Source organism: Novosphingobium sp. ERW19, assembly GCF_012641315.1.
Classification (GTDB): domain Bacteria; phylum Pseudomonadota; class Alphaproteobacteria; order Sphingomonadales; family Sphingomonadaceae; genus Novosphingobium.
Genome location: NZ_JABAIC010000004.1, coordinates 440,322 through 456,253, shown reverse-complemented (window position 1 = coordinate 456,253; position 15,932 = coordinate 440,322). Strand labels below are relative to the sequence as shown.

Here is a 15,932-nt window from a genome sequence, read left to right as displayed (position 1 = left end):
GCTGCAAGTTCAGGGGACAGCCCTGATCTGCAGCGCAGTCCCCTTTTCGATCACGTCGATCAGCCGGTCGATGTTAGGATGCGCGCCGGGGCGAGCCCGGGCGTCGGGCGTGTGTTCGGCGAAGACCTCAAGGGCATGGGCAGATGCCGCAGCATCGAGCTTGCCGAAGCAGAGCTGCAGGTAGTTGTAGACCTTGAGCGAGCCTTGCTTGCCTGCTTCGTTGGGAATCGTCGCCACGACCGTGCCCGCCGCGTCGATCAGATCGAGGCGCGCGATGCCGTCGATGGCGGGCAGCAGGGCGAGGTTGTCCTTGAACGAGGCGGTCGGTGTAATCGGCGTCATTGCCAAGGTCATTGCTGGCCCACTCCCATGTTGTCGATAAGGCGCGCCGCGCCGATGCGGGCGGCAACGAGCAGGCGGGCGCTTTGCCCGGCATAGCTGTCGATCGCCTCGAGCGTCGCCGCATCGCGCAAGTCTGCGTAGTCGATTGACGTGAACCCGGCGGCGAGCACTTCAGCGTTCAGCCCGGCGAGCGCCTGCGGCACCGGCGCGCCGCCCTCGATCGCCGCGATGGCGCGGCGCATGGCAGCAGATAGCCCTGCGGCCTGTTCACGCTCCTGTTCGGTCAGGTACTGGTTGCGGCTGCTCAGGGCGAGGCCGCTTGGCTCGCGCACGGTTTCGACGCCGATGATGTTCGAGACGTGGGGCTGGGTCAGATCGAGGTCGCGCGCCATGCGGCGGATGATCGCCAGCTGCTGCCAGTCCTTTTCCCCGAACAGCGCAAAGTCCGGGCGGACCTGGTTGAACAGCTTGCACACCACGGTGGCGACGCCATCGAAATGGCCGGGCCGCGCGGCGCCGCAGGCAACCTCGCTCACGCCCGAAACCGAGATGTTGGTGGCATAGCCTTGCGGGTACATCTGATCGACCGTGGGCGCCCACAGCACGGCGACGCCTTCGGCTTCGAGCAGCGCGGCATCGGCGGCGAGCCGGCGCGGGTAGGCATCGAGGTCCTCGTTCGGGCCGAACTGGCGCGGATTGACGAAAATCGAGGCAACGACGTGGCTTGCGCGTGCCTTGGCTTCGCGCACCAGGGTGAGATGGCCTTCGTGCAACGCGCCCATGGTAGGGACGAACGCCACGGTTTTTCCCCCGATTTTGAGCGCGTCGACCGCATTGCGCAGGTCTTCCAGCCGGTTGATCGTTTGCACCTTGGCAGCCACTCCACTAAGTCAGATGGCACGGGCGATACGGGCGGCGGACGCCTCTCGCAAGCCCGTGCAGCGTATCAACCACGTGAGTTACCAGCCTTGTCCAGCGCCTCGTCCCTTGGCCCGCATCGCATCGTCTTCGCCAACGAAAAGGGCGGCACCGGCAAGTCGACAACTGCGGTCCACGTCGCCGTGGCCCTCGCCTACCAGGGCGCGCGCGTGGCGACGATCGACCTCGATGCCCGCCAGCGCACGATGCACCGCTATTTCGAGAACCGCGCCGAAACGATGCGCCGGCGCGAGATCACGCTGCCGACCGCGACTTTCGAGGTCTATGGCGGGGACAGCATCGAGGAGCTCGACGCGCTGACCGAGCGGCTTTCGCAAACCCACGACTTCATCATCTTCGACACCCCCGGCCGCGACGATGTGCTGGCCCGCCACGTGGCGACGCGCGCGGATTCGCTGGTCACCCCGCTCAACGACAGCTTCGTCGACTTCGATCTGATCGGCCAGGTGGACGCAGAAACCTTCAAGGTGCGCCGCCTGTCGTTCTATGCCGAACTGATCTGGGAAGCGCGCAAGAAGCGGGCGATGGCCACGATCAAGGATGCGCGCCGGGAAATGGACTGGGTCGTGGTGCGCAACCGCACCGGCTATACCGAAGCGCGCAACCAGCGCCGTATCGACCAGGCGCTGACCGAACTGTCCAAGCGCGTCGGCTTCCGCGTGGCCAGCGGCCTTTCGGAGCGCGTGATCTATCGCGAACTGTTCCCGAGCGGACTGACCCTGCTCGACAAGGGCCATCTTGGCGAGCTGGGCACCAGCCACCTCGTCGCGCGGCAGGAACTGCGCACGCTGGTTTCGGGCCTCAACCTGCCGATGCCGGGCAAGGCCGCACCTGAGACCAAGCTGGAAAGCGCTGCCTGATGATCAAGCTGCTCACGCTTGCGATCCTGGCCAGCCTTGCGTGCAAGCTGCTGGCAGGGCGCTGGCCGTGGGAGCTTCTGCAAGGAGACCCGCGCGCCGCCAACGAGGCGCGGGCGCGCAACCTTCTCGGCATCGGGCCGCAGGCGGGTTATGACGAAGTGATCGAGGCGCACCGGCGGCTGCTCCAGAAGGTCCACCCCGATCGCGGCGGCAGCAACGAAGCCGTGCATGAAGCCAATGCCGCGCGCGATCTGCTGCTGGCGCGGCTGGCCGACCGGCGCGGGACCTGATCGGGTCGGCGAGGCCAGCAACGGGATGACGGCGCACCGCTTCCACCCTTCGATCCTGCGCGAATACGATATTCGCGGCGTCTTTGGCGAAACCTTGAGCGCGGACGACGCCCGCGCCGTCGGCCGCAGCTTTGGCTCGGTGGTGCGATCGCGCGGCGGCAGCCGGGTGGCGGTGGGCTGCGACGGGCGCATCAGCACGCCGGTGCTGGAACATGCGCTGGTCGAAGGGCTGACTGCAAGCGGCGTTGACGTGGTCCGGATCGGGCTGGGACCGAGCCCGATGCTCTATTTCGCGGCAACGCCCGGTTCGGGCGGGTTAGCCCCAGAGGTGCAGGGCGGCGTTCAGGTAACCGGCAGCCACAATCCCGCCAATCACAATGGCTTCAAGATGGTACTTGAAGGGGCGGCGTTCTTCGGCAGCGACATAGTCGATCTCAGGCGGATCGCCGAGGAAGGCGCGTGGACTTCCGGAAACGGACGCATCGAGGACGCCGACGTTTCCGCCGCTTACGTCGATTGCCTGATCGGCGCGCTGGATGGCATCGGCCTGGATGTGCTGCATGGCCTCGCCATTGGCTGGGACGCGGGCAACGGCGCTGCCGGCCCCCTGATCGAGGCGTTGACCGCCCGACTGCCCGGACGGCATGTCCTTCTTCATACGAGCGTGGACGGCCATTTTCCCAACCATCATCCTGATCCGACTGTGGAAGCCAATCTCACCGATCTTCGCCGCGCTGTCGCGGCGGGAAGCCTCGACTTCGGACTAGCATTCGACGGGGATGGGGACCGGATCGGCGCGGTCGACGGCCGCGGCCGCGTGCTCTGGGCCGACCAGCTTCTGGCGATCTATGCCGAGGAAGTGCTGCGAGAGCGCCCGAAATCCACGATTATCGCCGATGTGAAGGCCAGCTCAACGCTGTTTGCGCGGATTGCGGAACTCGGCGGAACGCCGCTGATGTGGAAAACCGGGCATTCGCCGATCAAGTCCAAAATGAAGGAGACACTTGCCCCGCTGGCCGGGGAAATGAGCGGTCACATGTTCTTTGCCGACCGTTACTTCGGTTTTGACGACGCACTCTATGCCGCCGTCCGGCTGATCGCGGCAACCGTCACGCTCGGCAAGTCGGTAACGCAGATGCGCGATGGCATGCCCGAAATGGTGGCGACGCCCGAATTGCGCTTTGCCGTACCGCGCGAACGCAAGGCAGCAGCTGTCGCCGAGGTGCTGCATGGTCTTCGTGCGGATGGAGCTGCCGTGAACGACACGGACGGCGTTCGCGTCGACACAACCGATGGCTGGTGGTTGCTGCGGTCATCCAACACCGAGGACGTGCTGGTGGTCCGCGCCGAGTCGGCAGACCAAGGCGGGCTCGACCGGCTCATAGCCGAAGTCGACGCCCGCCTTGCTGCGGTGGGGATCAGGCGTCCGGCGTAACCGAACGGTCGCCGTTGCCCCAACCGAGCGTGCCGCCCTGGCCTTCAAGGCCGCTGCCGGTCTTCACGCGCAGGTTGTTCTGCACATGCTTCACCCCGCCGATGTCCTCGACGACGTCTTCCGCGCGGCGCTTTTCGGCGCGGCTGCCCACTGTGCCGGCAAGCGTGACTTCGCCTTCGGTGACCATGACCGTGATCTGGCGCGCATCGATGTGGTGGTCATCGGTCAGGCGATCGTTGGCGTCCTCGCGGATGCGTTCGTCCGAGCGCGTGTAGTCGCCCGGGCCCTTCCCGCGATGGCTTTCGCGCCGGCCGTCATCGCGGTCGCCATCGCCACCGAACCAGCCACGCACTTCATCGACAGCACGGTCGAAAAAGCCGCGGGGATCGTGGTCGCCGTAACCGCCGCGACCCCTGTAGCCGTAGGACGACGGGTACCCCCCGGCAGAGCCGGTGGCATAGGCGCCGTATCCGGCAGGACCGCCCCAGGCGCGACGGCCTTCGCCATAGTCTTCAGACGTGAAATAGTCGCCCGTGTTTGCGGCATTGCCGGTGGCGGTATCACGCCAGCGCGAGCGGCCCTGCGGGGCGCGGCCCTGGCCGGTATAGTGCCGGTCGCCCACTTCCCAGTCGTGGGTGCGCCGATCGCCGCGCATGTCCTGATCCATCCATCCGGACGGCGGATCGCCCAACGGCGTTGACGCCCCGGTCGAGCCGGAGCGGCCCCACTGGTCTCGGCTGCGGTTGCTGCGGTCATAGCGATCGCGATCGAATTCCGGGGCGAACTCGCCGGAATAGTCGCGCGACTGGCGTCGCTCTTCGTCCTGCCAGCGGTCGCGCGAATTCCAATCCATGCGTTGGCCCATGGCCTTTCTCCTTTCAAGGCGTTGTCATGTAACCAGAACGGCCGGGCGCCCGCATTGCCTCCTCGTTCCGGCGCATTCGCCGTCCACCCCATCGTGACTGCCAAGGAACACGCTTTGCGCTTGCCAAGCGCGCGGGGCCTGTCGCATCACGCCGCTTGATATCTGCAGGAAGACGAATGCTCATCGGGATCGATCTGGGAACCACCAACAGTGCGGTGGCCATGTGGCAGGCAGGCGAGAATGGCGGCGAGGCAAAGCTCGTGCCCAATGCTCTCGGGGCGCTGCTCACCCCTTCTGCAGTCTCGGTCCTGCCCGATGGCACGACGCTGGTCGGCGCCGCCGCGCTGGAGCGGATGGGCCTGAAGGATGGTGCCACCGCGACCAGCTTCAAGCGCTTCATGGGCACCGACCGCAAGGTGCGGCTGGGCAAGAAGGAGTTCTCTGCCGAGGACCTGTCCGCGCTCGTGCTCATGGCTCTGCGCGACGATGTGGCCGCCCACACCGGCACTCGCCCGACCGAAGCCGTCATCACCGTGCCGGCCTACTTCAATGACCGCCAGCGCAAGGCGACCCGCCGCGCCGGTGAACTGGCGGGCCTCACCGTGCGCCGCCTGATCAACGAGCCGACCGCCGCCGCGCTCGCCTTCGGGCTGCAGGACAAGGCCGAGCGCGAGCCGTTTCTGGTGTTCGACCTTGGCGGCGGCACCTTCGACGTGTCGATCGTCGAGATGTTCGAAGGCATCGTCGAAGTGCGCGCCTCGGCAGGCGACAACCGGCTGGGCGGCGACGATTTCAACACAGCCCTGGCGACCGCGGTGCGCGGACGGCTCGATCCCGATGGATTGCTGGCCAAGCTGGACGAGCCGCGCGCGCAGGCCCTGCTGCTGCAGGCCGCCGAACGCGCCAAGCGCACCTTGAGCGAGGGTCAGGAAGCCGAATTTGCCGTCACCGTCGCGGACCAGAGGCTATCCACGACAATCACCACCAGCGAATTCGAGGCCCAGGCCGAAGGCCTGATCCGCCGGTTGCGCGACCCGGTCGTGCGGGCGCTGCGCGACAGCCAGATCGATGCCGCATCCTTGAGCGAGGTCGTGCTTGTCGGCGGGGCCACGCGCATGCCGGTGGTGCGCAAGGCCATCACGCGCCTGTTCGGGCGCTTCCCCAATTCCTCGGTCCATCCAGACCATGCCGTCGCACTCGGCGCGGCCATTCAGGGCGGGCTGATCGCGCGCGACGGCGGGCTTGAGGAGATCCGCATCACTGACGTCTGCCCGTTCACGCTGGGCATCGAAACGGCCGAGCATTCAGCGCGCGGGACGCTCCAGCAGGGCCTGTTCTCGCCGATCATCGAACGCAACACCCCGGTCCCGGTCAGCCGCTCGGGGCTGTACAGCACGATGGGCGACAACCAGAAGCAGATCGAGGTGAAGATCTACCAGGGCGAGGCGCGCGAGGTTTCAGGCAATGTCCACCTCGGCCAGATCAAGGTGCCGGTCCCGCCGCGGCCTGCGGGCGAAGTCTCGATCGACGTGCGCTTCTCCTACGACAGCTCGGGCCTGCTCGAGGTAGACGTGGAAGTGCCGCTGACCGGAGCCAGGCACAACCTCCTCATCATCGACGAGGAAGACCGCAAGGCCGCGAAGGACCTCGATGCCCGGCGCCAGGCGCTGGCCGCGCTGAAGCACCACCCGCGCGAGGAAGCGGGCAACCAGGCGCTGCTGGCGCGGGCTGAGCGCTGCTACGAGGAATTCCTCGGCGACGTCCGCGCCGTGATCGGCGACCGCACGCGCCTGTTCGTCGCCGCGCTCGACAGCCAGGACCCGCGCCGCATTGCCGACGCCTCGGTCGCCCTGGCCGAGCTGCTCGACATGCTCGAAGCCAACCCGCCGCTTTGACCGCGATCCCATGACACCAACTCAGGCCTGGAAGGTCCTCGGGATCGCAAAGACGCCAGACGTGGCAGCGATCCGGCGCGCCTATGCCGAGAAGCTGAAGGCGATGGACGTCGACAAGGACGTCGCCGGCTATGCCCGGCTGCGCGAGGCGCGCGATGCAGCGCTGCGCTGGGCCAGGATGCAGGCGGCACCGCCAGCGCAGGAGGAAGAGTTCGATCCCTTCGCCGGCGTGACACCTCTCGAACAGATTGAAGAGGCCGCTCCCGAAGCCGAACAATCAAGGTGGGCTTACGCGGCCCCTGCAGTGCAGGGCGAGGTTGATCCAAGCCTGACGCGCAAGTTGGGCGAGGCGGCCCCGAAGCTTGACGTCACGCCCGGGTTCGTCGCCGCGCAGGCCCCGGCCGAACAGGCCATTGCGGTCAAGCGCGACCCGTTCGAACGCCCCGTGCTGCTGGGGCTCGAGCCGACCTCGGACGCGGTCATGCCGGCATGGGCGCACGAACAGGCGCTCTATCGACTGCTGCTGCCTGATACGGTCGACGACGACGAGGAAACGCTCCCCCCGCTCGAAGGCTGGGAAGAGGCCATGGCGCTGGGCCACCTCAAGGCGGTGCTGCGCAATGCCGAAAGCGTCAGCGTGACCGCGTTCGACGAAATCGACAACTGGCTGGCCGGCATCCTTACCCGCAGCTGGCCACGCTCGGCGCCGCTGCTGGAACCCGCTGCAGCGCTGTTCGGTTGGGAAAGCGAGCGCGGACAGGTTTCGGAACGCCCCGCCATTGCCTTCCTCAACGCCCGCCTGCGCGGCCTGCGTTTCCGCGAAAAGGTGCAGGACCCCAAGCACCCGCTGCACAAGGCGTGGAACGAATTGACCACACCGGCGCAGCAAGGCAGCCGCAAGGGCTGGTTCGTCAAGCGCGCCCAAGTCGATCAATTGCTCGATGGGGTGCGCAAGAACTTTCCCGAAGTGGAGCACTACTTCGATCCGTGGCGCGTGGCGCTATGGGAGAAGAAGGCGAGCAGCGATGTCGGCCAGGGCTGGTTTAGCAGCGGACGGCTGATCGTCCTGGCGGTGATCTTCGGCATACAGATCCTGCGCGTCGTATTCAGCAGCAACGACAGTTCGACCGAACCCCCGTCGGTGCCCGAGATTTCGATCAGCCAGAGCGCGCAGGAGAAGGAAATCATCAGCCGCGCGGTTTCCACCGTGTTCGGGCCGGAGATCACCTTCGACGGGCTGCAATCGCTTCAGCCCGATCTCGCCGCGCTGTTCAGCGCCAACCGCACCATTGCCCGGGCCGATGGCAGCAGCGATGCGGCCTACGCCTCGAAAGTGCAGGATCTGGTGCGCGAGCGGATGTATGCGACCGCGCTGGTCGAAAAAGGGAGCTTGCTGACCGACGTGCAGCGCATTCGCGCCGACTTGCTGCGCGCGGCGCGCAAGACCGGGGCGGACGCCTGCATGGCATTCCTGCGCAACCGGCGGATGCCTCCAGCCGTCGTGGTGCCGCCCACGGTGCTGGAACGCGAACGCACCCTTGCGGTGAAGATGCTCGACGCCCGCCAGCTTGGTCCACCGCAGCGCATCGCTCCGGGGACGGCGAGCGTGCCCGGCGAACTGATCGGCAAGGTGATCACCGAGACCGGCATTCCCGACAAGCGCGTGCGGCAGGCCATGGGCGGCAAGGGCTCCGACGCGGACCAGTGCGCGGTGACCATCGGCCTGATCGACGCGGCGCTCGGCTGGAAGGCGCCGAAGGAGCGAGAGGCGATCCTTTCGGTTCTGTGAGGCGGTGCCTATCTAAAGGTGCGATGACACTCGCTCCCTCGATAACAGACTGGTTCGAAAGCCGCGGTTGGCGGGTGCGGCGGCATCAGAGCGAGATGCTAGACGCGGCGCGCGCAGGCGATCATGCGCTGCTGGTGGCCGATACCGGCGCGGGCAAGACGCTGGCGGGGTTCCTGCCCACACTGCAGGATTTCGCAGGCGATGATCCACCGGGCGACGGCCTGCACACGCTCTATGTCTCGCCGCTGAAAGCGCTGGCGCATGACGTGCAGCGCAACCTGCTCACCCCCATCGAGGACATCGGGCTGCCGATCCGGGTGGAAACCCGCAGCGGGGATACGCCGTCGGATCGCAAGGCGCGGCAGCGCGCCAAGCCGCCGCACGTGCTGCTGACGACCCCCGAATCCCTGTCCCTGCTGCTGAGCTATCCGGAAGCGGCGACGATGTTTGCAGGGCTCAGGCGCGTGATTGTCGACGAGGTCCACGCCTTTGCCACCGGCAAGCGCGGCGATCTTCTGGCGCTGTCGCTGGCGCGGCTGCAGGCCATAGCGCCCGAGATGCGGCGCGCGGCGCTTTCGGCGACGGTGGCCGATCCGCAGGACTTCTGCGCATGGCTCGCTCCCGATGGCGCTGCTGCTTCCGTGCGGCTGGTCGAGGGCGAGGCGGGGGCCAAGCCCGAGCTTTCGATCATGAACCCCGAAGACGAACGCGTGCCTTGGGGCGGGCACGCCGCAGCCTGGGCCGTGCCGCAGCTTTACGAAGAGATCAAGCGCAACCAGACCACGCTGATCTTCACCAACACGCGGTTTCTGGCTGAATACATCTTCCAGCTGCTGTGGGACATCAACGACGATCACCTGCCCATCGGCATCCACCACGGCTCGCTGTCCAAGGAAGCGCGGCGCAAGGTCGAAGGGGCGATGGCGCGGGGCGAATTGCGCGCGTTGGTCTGCACCGCCAGCCTCGATCTCGGCGTGGACTGGGGCGATGTCGATCTGGTCGTGCAGATGGGCGCGCCCAAGGGTTCGTCGCGCCTGCTCCAGCGGATCGGCCGCGCGAACCACCGGCTCGATTGCCCCAGCCGCGCCCTCCTCGCGCCCGGCAACCGCTTTGAATTTCTCGAAGCCTTCGCCGCGCAGGAAGCGGTCCACGAAGGGCGGCGCGATGGCGAGGACTTTCGTCCCGGCGGGCTCGACGTATTGGCGCAGCATGTCATGGCTTGCGCCTGTGCGGGGCCGTTCGATGAAGCGGCGCTGCTGGCCGAAGTGCAATCGGCCCATCCCTACCGCTGGGTCGACAACGAGCAGTGGCAGCGCGTGCTCGAATTCGTGGCGACCGGCGGCTACGCCCTGCGCGCCTACGACCGCTTCAAGCGCATCGTGCGCGACAGGCAGGGGACGTGGCGGCTGACTCACCCCGAACATGCGGCGCGGCACCGGCTCAACGCGGGGATCATCGTCGATGCCGAAATGCTCGACGTGCGCTTTCGCAATGGCCGATCGCTGGGCAAGGTCGAGGAGAGCTTCGGCGCCACCCTCTCCCCCGGCGATACGATCCGTTTTGCCGGCATGGACCTTGAGGTCGAAGCGTTGCGCGATCTCGAACTGATCGTGCGTGCCGCGAAGAAGCCGGGCCAGATTCCCAGCTACATGGGCGCGCGCCTGCCGCTGACCACGCACCTGTCTGACCGCGTGCGGGGCCTGATGGTCGACCGCGCCGGCTGGTCGCGCTTTCCCGATGATGTCCGCGAATGGCTGGAAATGCAGGACTGGCGCAGCCGATTGCCCGGCCCCGGCATGCTGCTGGCCGAAAGCTTCCCCCACCAGAACAAGCATTACACGGTCTACTATACCTTCGAGGGCTGGAACGCGAACCAGTCGCTCGGCATGCTGATCACCCGGCGCATGAATGAGCTTGGGCTGGCGCCGCTCGGGTTCGTCGCCAACGACTATTCGCTGGCGGTGTGGGGGGCCAGGCCCGTGCTGGACCCGGCGCCATTGCTCTCACCCGACATCCTTGCGCACGAATTCGTCGAATGGGTGCAGGAATCGCACCTCCTGCGCCGCGCTTTCCGCGAAGTGGCGGTGATCTCCGGCCTGGTGGAGCGGCAGCATCCGGGCAAGCGCAAGTCGGGCAAGCAGGTGACCTTCTCGACCGACCTGATCTACGACGTGCTGCGCAAGTACGAGCCCGACCACCTGCTGATTCAGGCCGCCTGGGCCGATGCCCGCGCGCGGATGACCGATGTGGGACGACTGGGCGACCTGCTCGACCGCGCGCTAGGGCAATTGGTCCACGTCGAACTCGACCGTGTCAGCCCGCTCGCAGTGCCGGTCCTGGTGATGATCGGCCGCGAAACCACGCCCGCGGGCGCGGCGGATGACGAGCTGCTGGTCGAGGCCGAGAGCCTTGCTGCGGCTGCCATGCGGGCGGATTGACTTCTTGGCTGACACCAAGGCTCCACGAAAAGACAATACTCACGCAAAGCCGCAAAGACGCCAAGAAGTCGCTCAAGGCGGCGAAGCCGCTGCTCCATCAGACTCCGCCGAAATCCCGATGGTTATGAGAAAAGGCTGTCTGACGGCAAAGCGCCACATCTTCGCGTCTTTGCGTCTTTGCGTGAGATAAATCAGCTTCTTCAGTTCGTCTCGCGCGCCAGCCGGTCCGCCAGTTCGGCGATCTCCGAAGGATCGAGCAGCCAAGTCCGCGTCGCCCGGCCCTCGCGATGGATCGGCTTGGTCAGCAACACGCGCGCGTTGTCGCGGGCATGGGGCTTGTAGAGGCCGTAGTGCAGGGCGCAGTCACGTATCGTGCCGATGATCGGCGCGCGCCCCTCAAGGTCGATCATCGTGGCGGGCTGGTCCCACGGAATGTCGTCGGTGTAAGCCACGATCAGACGTCCAAGTTCGCGACGTTGAGGGCATTTTCCTGAATGAAGTCACGGCGCGGTTCGACCACATCGCCCATCAGGCGGGTAAAGATCTCGTCGGTCACGTCCGCATCCTCGACCTTGACCTGCAGCAGCGAGCGGTTGTCGGGATCGAGCGTGGTTTCCCACAACTGCTCGGCATTCATCTCGCCAAGACCCTTGTAGCGCTGGATCGACAGGCCCTTGCGGCCGCCGGCAAACACCGCATCGAGCAGTTCGGAAGGCCGCGTGATCGCATCCTTGGCCTTGGCCACCGGCGCGGCAGGTGCTTCATCATCCCCCTCGGCCACGACCGGCGCAGGCTCGGCCTCGGCAGCCGTGGCACGGACCAGCCGCGCCATCCCGGCATAGACCTCGGCGTTCTCCGCTGCCAGCTTCGCCAGCTTGCGCGCCTCGGCGCTGACAAGGAACCCGGCTTCGATCATGTGATGATCGGTCACCCCGCGCCACAGGCGCTGGACGTGATAGCCGCCCTCTTCCGAGACCACCACGCTCCAGCGCGCCTCGGTGTCGCCGCGGTTGAGCCAGTCCGCCGCGCGGGCAAGCGCCGCATCGCGCTGCTCGGCCGACATCTCGGGCTCGAGCGCGCCGGACAGCGCCAGTGCCTCGATGATCGAGGGATTGTAGCGGCGCGGCACGAAGCCCATCAGGTTGCGCATGCGTAGGGCATGTTCGACCAGCGCCTCAAGGTCCGGCCCACTGCGCGCGCCACCGGCAGTTTCGAGCACGCGGCCCGAAAGCCCCGCCTCGACCAGATAGCGGTCCATCGCCGCGTTGTCCTTGAGGTAGACCTCGCTGCGCCCCTTGGCGACCTTGTAGAGCGGCGGCTGGGCGATGAACAGGTGCCCGGCCTTGATGATCTCGGGCATCTGGCGGTGGAAGAACGTCAGCAGCAGGGTGCGGATATGCGCGCCGTCGACGTCGGCGTCGGTCATGATCACGATCTTGTGATAGCGCAGCTTGTCGAGATTGAACTCGTCGCGCAGGCCCGTGCCCATCGCCTGGATCAGCGTGCCGACTTCCTTCGAACCGATGATACGGTCGAAGCGCGCGCGCTCGACGTTGAGGATCTTGCCCTTCAAGGGCAGGATCGCCTGCGTCTTGCGGTCACGCCCCTGCTTGGCCGAACCACCTGCCGAGTCACCCTCGACCAGGAACAGTTCGCACTTGGCAGGATCGCGTTCCTGGCAGTCGGCCAGCTTTCCGGGCAGCGAGGCAATGTCCATCGCCCCCTTGCGGCGGGTCAATTCGCGGGCACGCTTGGCCGCTTCGCGCGCGGCGGCGGCGTCGATCACCTTCTGGACGATCGCCTTGGCGTGGCCGGGGTTTTCCTCCAGCCATTCCACCATCTTGTCGGCCATCAGGCTTTCCAGCGGCTGGCGCACTTCCGAGGAGACCAGCTTGTCCTTGGTCTGCGAGGAAAACTTCGGATCGGGCAGCTTGACTGAGACGATGGCGGTAAGGCCTTCGCGCATGTCATCGCCGGTAAGGCTGACCTTCTCCTTCTTGAGCAGGCCGGACCGTTCGGCATAGCCATTCAGCGTGCGGGTCAGCGCGGCGCGGAAGGCCGCCAGGTGCGTGCCGCCATCGCGCTGCGGGATGTTGTTGGTGAAGCACAGCACGTTTTCGTAGTAGCTGTCATTCCATTCGAGCGCGACGTCGATGCCGATGCCGTCACGGTTGGCCGAGATCGCCACCGGTTCCGGCATGAGCGGCTGCTTGTTGCGGTCAAGATACTTCACGAAGGCCGCGATGCCGCCTTCGTAATAGAGATCGTGCTCCTTCACGTCCTCGTGACGCTTGTCGCGCAGCAGAATGCGCACGCCCGAATTGAGGAAGGCGAGTTCGCGATAGCGGTGCTCGAGCTTGTCGAAATCGAATTCGAGCACATTCTTGAACGTCTCATGACTGGCCTGGAAAGTCACGCGGGTGCCCTTCTTGCCTGCCGGTGCATCGCCCCGCACCACCAGCGGCCCTTCGGCATCGCCATTGGCAAAGCGCATCCAGTGCTCCTTGCCGTCGCGCCAGATCGTCAGCTCCAGCCATTCCGACAGGGCATTCACCACCGAGACGCCGACGCCGTGGAGACCGCCCGAAACCTTGTAGGCGTTGTCGTCCGAGGTGTTCTCGAACTTGCCCCCCGCATGGAGCTGGGTCATGATCACTTCGGCCGCCGAGACGCCTTCTTCGGCATGGATATCGGTCGGGATGCCGCGTCCGTTGTCTTCCACAGACACCGAGCCATCGGGGTTCAGTTCGATCAGCACCAGATCGCAATGCCCGGCCAGCGCCTCGTCGATCGCGTTGTCCGAAACCTCGAACACCATGTGGTGCAGGCCCGAGCCATCGTCGGTATCGCCGATGTACATGCCGGGGCGCTTTCGCACCGCATCGAGGCCTTTCAGGACCTTGATGGAGTCGGCGCCATAGGCGTTGGCGTTGGGTGTGTTTTCGTTGCTGCTCGACATAGTCTGCACATAGGCACGAAAGGGCAAAAACCCAAGCGAATCCGGCCCGTTTTGCACAACCGAAAGCCCCGCCGAAAGACCTGATCGCCGCACCTTCGCAACCGGCTGTGGAAAGGGTGCCAATCAACCTCTTGACGCGTGAGTCGCGCAGGTGTCTCTTGTGGCCATGCGTAACACTGCGGTCACGAGGCTCGGCCATGACTGCCCCTGCGGAGGCGCAAATGCCTTTGCCTGCAGGGAAGCGATCCGGACGTGCTCCATAAGGCGCTGATCGATCGGGCGGCTTCGGCTCGGCCCCACAGCGGTGATACCGCCTTCAACGACGTTTTGCACAATGACCGGCATCTGGCGAACTGCCCCGCGCTGGTCCTGAACGCCGATTACACCCCGCTCAGCTACTACCCGCTCAGCCTGTGGTCGTGGCAGACCGCGATCAAGGCAGTGTTCCTCGAACGGGTCGACATCATCGACACCTATGACCGCGAAGTGCACAGCACCAGCTTCGGCATGAAGCTGCCCTCCGTCATCGCGCTGCGCCAATATGTGCGGCCCAGCGAATATCCCGCCTTCACCCGCTTCAACCTGTTCCTGCGCGATCGCTTCCAGTGCCAGTACTGCGGCAGCCCCGACCTGCTGACCTTCGACCACATCGTGCCGCGTCGCTTGGGCGGGCGGACGTCGTGGGAGAATGTCGCGGCGGCGTGCTCACCCTGCAATCTGAAAAAGGGCGGCCGCACCCCGGAACAGGCACACATGCGCCTGATGAACCGCGCGATCCGCCCGACAACCTGGCAGTTGCAGGAGCGCGGCCGCGCCTTCCCGCCGGGCTACCTCCACGAAACCTGGCGCGACTGGCTCTACTGGGACGTCGAGCTGGAAAGCTGAGCTTTGCCTTCGAGCAAGGCCGCGCCCTTGAGGAACAGCGCCAGCGTCACCAGCGAGATCGCCGCCGCCAGCAGGATCGGCATTCCCGGCAAGTGATAGATCGCATTCGGACCGCTGAATTTCTCGAGCGTCTGGGTATACATCGGCGGGCCGATGATCGCGGCGATCGAGCCGATCGACTGCACCGCTCCCTGCAACTCGCCCTGACTGCGCGCATCGACCGCGCGGCTGTTGAACGCCGAGATCGGTGACTGCACAAAGCCCTGCAAGGCGCCCACGGCAATCGCCACGTAGACCTGCCATGGCTCCCGCGCGAGGGTGTAGAGCACCGCCGAAACGCACAGGCCCGCCACACCGAGCACGACCGCCCGCTTCTCGCCCAACATCGGCAGAAACAGGCGCAGGCCCACGCCCTGCACCAGCGCGCTGCTGAAGCCCACCAGTGCGAGCGCCACGCCGACTTGGCCTACGGTGAAGCCATAGGCGGCAATGGCGAAATAGGACCACGCCGCCGGATAGACGATATGCGCCAGCTGCCAGGTGCCGAGCGCTGCTACGAACCACAGCACAGTCGGGCTCTGCCCCTTCAGCGCCCGCAGCGAGGCCATGGCATTCGCCCGCCGCCAGTCGAACGGACGGCGGTTTTCCGGCAGCAGCGATTCCTTGAGGAAGAAGAACCCGAACACGGCATTGGCCAGCGCCAACCCCGCCGCAGTATAGAACGGCAGGCGCTGGTCGATCGAGCCGAACAGCCCGCCCATTGCTGGCCCCACGACAAAGCCGATCCCGAAGGCCAGCCCCATCAGGCCGAAGTTAGCCGCGCGTTTTTCAGGCGGGGTCACGTCAGCGATATAGGCATAGGCGGGGGAGAAGCTGGCGCCGGTCACCCCGGCGATCAGCCGTCCCGCAATCAGCCAGCCGAAGTTCGGCGCCATCGCCTGCAGCAGGTAATCCAGCCCCAGCATCAGCACCGCCGCCAGCAACACGGGGCGCCGCCCATAGCGGTCCGAAAGATTGCCCAGCACCGGCGCGAACACGAACTGCATCGCTGCATAGCCCGCCCCGAGCCAGCCCGCGTACCCTGCCGCCGTGCCGATATCGACATGCGTCAGGTCCATGATCAGGCCCGGCAGCACCGGCGTCACCACGCCGAAGCCAAGCATGTCGATCAGCACGATCGCAAAGACGACGCCGAAGGACGCGCGATGCCCTGCTGATCCCCCTGCAGCCATGCG

Annotated in this window: 13 protein-coding genes; 7 read left to right on the top strand and 6 right to left on the bottom strand. The window is 66.1% G+C overall.

The genetic code is table 11. The annotated features are described in order from the left end of the window. Nucleotides 1–9 precede the first annotated feature (9 nt). A complete protein-coding gene (locus tag HGI46_RS10840; protein WP_240946690.1) occupies nt 10–354 on the bottom strand; it encodes a DUF2322 family protein in 345 nt (114 codons plus the stop codon). After that, nucleotides 351–1,211, bottom strand: coding sequence for a pantoate--beta-alanine ligase (gene panC, locus HGI46_RS10835; protein ID WP_168904144.1), 861 nt, complete (start codon nt 1,209–1,211; stop codon nt 351–353). The genes HGI46_RS10840 and panC overlap by 4 nt, the downstream gene beginning before the upstream one ends. A gap of 99 nt (nt 1,212–1,310) precedes the next feature. Between panC and HGI46_RS10830 the strand changes: the two genes are divergently transcribed. The 3 genes from HGI46_RS10830 to HGI46_RS10820 are packed head-to-tail and all read left to right on the top strand — an operon-like array spanning nt 1,311 to nt 3,866. Then, nucleotides 1,311–2,141 (top strand): division plane positioning ATPase MipZ, encoded by an 831-nt coding sequence (locus HGI46_RS10830; protein ID WP_168904143.1) that lies wholly within the window; start codon nt 1,311–1,313, stop codon nt 2,139–2,141. After that, a complete protein-coding gene (locus HGI46_RS10825; RefSeq protein ID WP_118072899.1) occupies nt 2,141–2,431 on the top strand; it encodes a molecular chaperone DnaJ in 291 nt (96 codons plus the stop codon). The genes HGI46_RS10830 and HGI46_RS10825 overlap by 1 nt, the downstream gene beginning before the upstream one ends. A 25-nt stretch (nt 2,432–2,456) precedes the next feature. Further along, nucleotides 2,457–3,866 (top strand): phosphomannomutase/phosphoglucomutase, encoded by a 1,410-nt coding sequence (locus HGI46_RS10820; protein ID WP_168904210.1) that lies wholly within the window; start codon nt 2,457–2,459, stop codon nt 3,864–3,866. On the opposite strand, the gene HGI46_RS10815 is transcribed toward HGI46_RS10820, so the two are convergent. After that, on the bottom strand, nt 3,850–4,731 hold the full coding sequence (locus HGI46_RS10815; protein ID WP_168904142.1) for a BON domain-containing protein: 882 nt from the start codon (nt 4,729–4,731) through the stop codon (nt 3,850–3,852). The two genes, HGI46_RS10820 and HGI46_RS10815, sit on opposite strands and share 17 nt — an antisense overlap. Before the next feature lie 176 nt (nt 4,732–4,907). On the opposite strand from HGI46_RS10815, the gene HGI46_RS10810 reads away from it, so the two are divergent. Genes HGI46_RS10810 through HGI46_RS10800 form a run of 3 tightly spaced genes read left to right on the top strand, consistent with a single transcriptional unit; the run spans nt 4,908 to nt 10,853 of the window. Further along, on the top strand, nt 4,908–6,626 hold the full coding sequence (locus tag HGI46_RS10810) for a molecular chaperone HscC (protein WP_168904141.1): 1,719 nt from the start codon (nt 4,908–4,910) through the stop codon (nt 6,624–6,626). Between the two features lie 10 nt (nt 6,627–6,636). After that, on the top strand, nt 6,637–8,415 hold the full coding sequence (locus HGI46_RS10805; RefSeq protein WP_168904140.1) for a hypothetical protein: 1,779 nt from the start codon (nt 6,637–6,639) through the stop codon (nt 8,413–8,415). A gap of 23 nt (nt 8,416–8,438) precedes the next feature. Next, nucleotides 8,439–10,853, top strand: a complete 2,415-nt coding sequence (locus tag HGI46_RS10800) for a ligase-associated DNA damage response DEXH box helicase (RefSeq protein ID WP_168904139.1) — start codon at nt 8,439–8,441, stop codon at nt 10,851–10,853. Between the two features lie 200 nt (nt 10,854–11,053). Here HGI46_RS10800 and HGI46_RS10795 read toward each other — a convergent pair whose 3' ends face one another. Both HGI46_RS10795 and gyrB read right to left on the bottom strand, forming a co-directional pair. Beyond that, nucleotides 11,054–11,263: a hypothetical protein gene (locus HGI46_RS10795; RefSeq protein ID WP_052242259.1), complete on the bottom strand. Its 210-nt coding sequence runs from the start codon at nt 11,261–11,263 to the stop codon at nt 11,054–11,056. 44 nt (nt 11,264–11,307) lie between these two features. Continuing rightward, nucleotides 11,308–13,812, bottom strand: a complete 2,505-nt coding sequence (gene gyrB, locus HGI46_RS10790) for a DNA topoisomerase (ATP-hydrolyzing) subunit B (RefSeq protein ID WP_168904138.1) — start codon at nt 13,810–13,812, stop codon at nt 11,308–11,310. Between the two features lie 327 nt (nt 13,813–14,139). On the opposite strand from gyrB, the gene HGI46_RS10785 reads away from it, so the two are divergent. Then, nucleotides 14,140–14,697: an HNH endonuclease gene (locus HGI46_RS10785; protein ID WP_168904209.1), complete on the top strand. Its 558-nt coding sequence runs from the start codon at nt 14,140–14,142 to the stop codon at nt 14,695–14,697. On the opposite strand, the gene HGI46_RS10780 is transcribed toward HGI46_RS10785, so the two are convergent. Then, nucleotides 14,670–15,929 (bottom strand): TCR/Tet family MFS transporter, encoded by a 1,260-nt coding sequence (locus HGI46_RS10780; RefSeq protein ID WP_168904137.1) that lies wholly within the window; start codon nt 15,927–15,929, stop codon nt 14,670–14,672. The two genes, HGI46_RS10785 and HGI46_RS10780, sit on opposite strands and share 28 nt — an antisense overlap. Between the last annotated feature and the right edge of the window lie 3 nt (nt 15,930–15,932).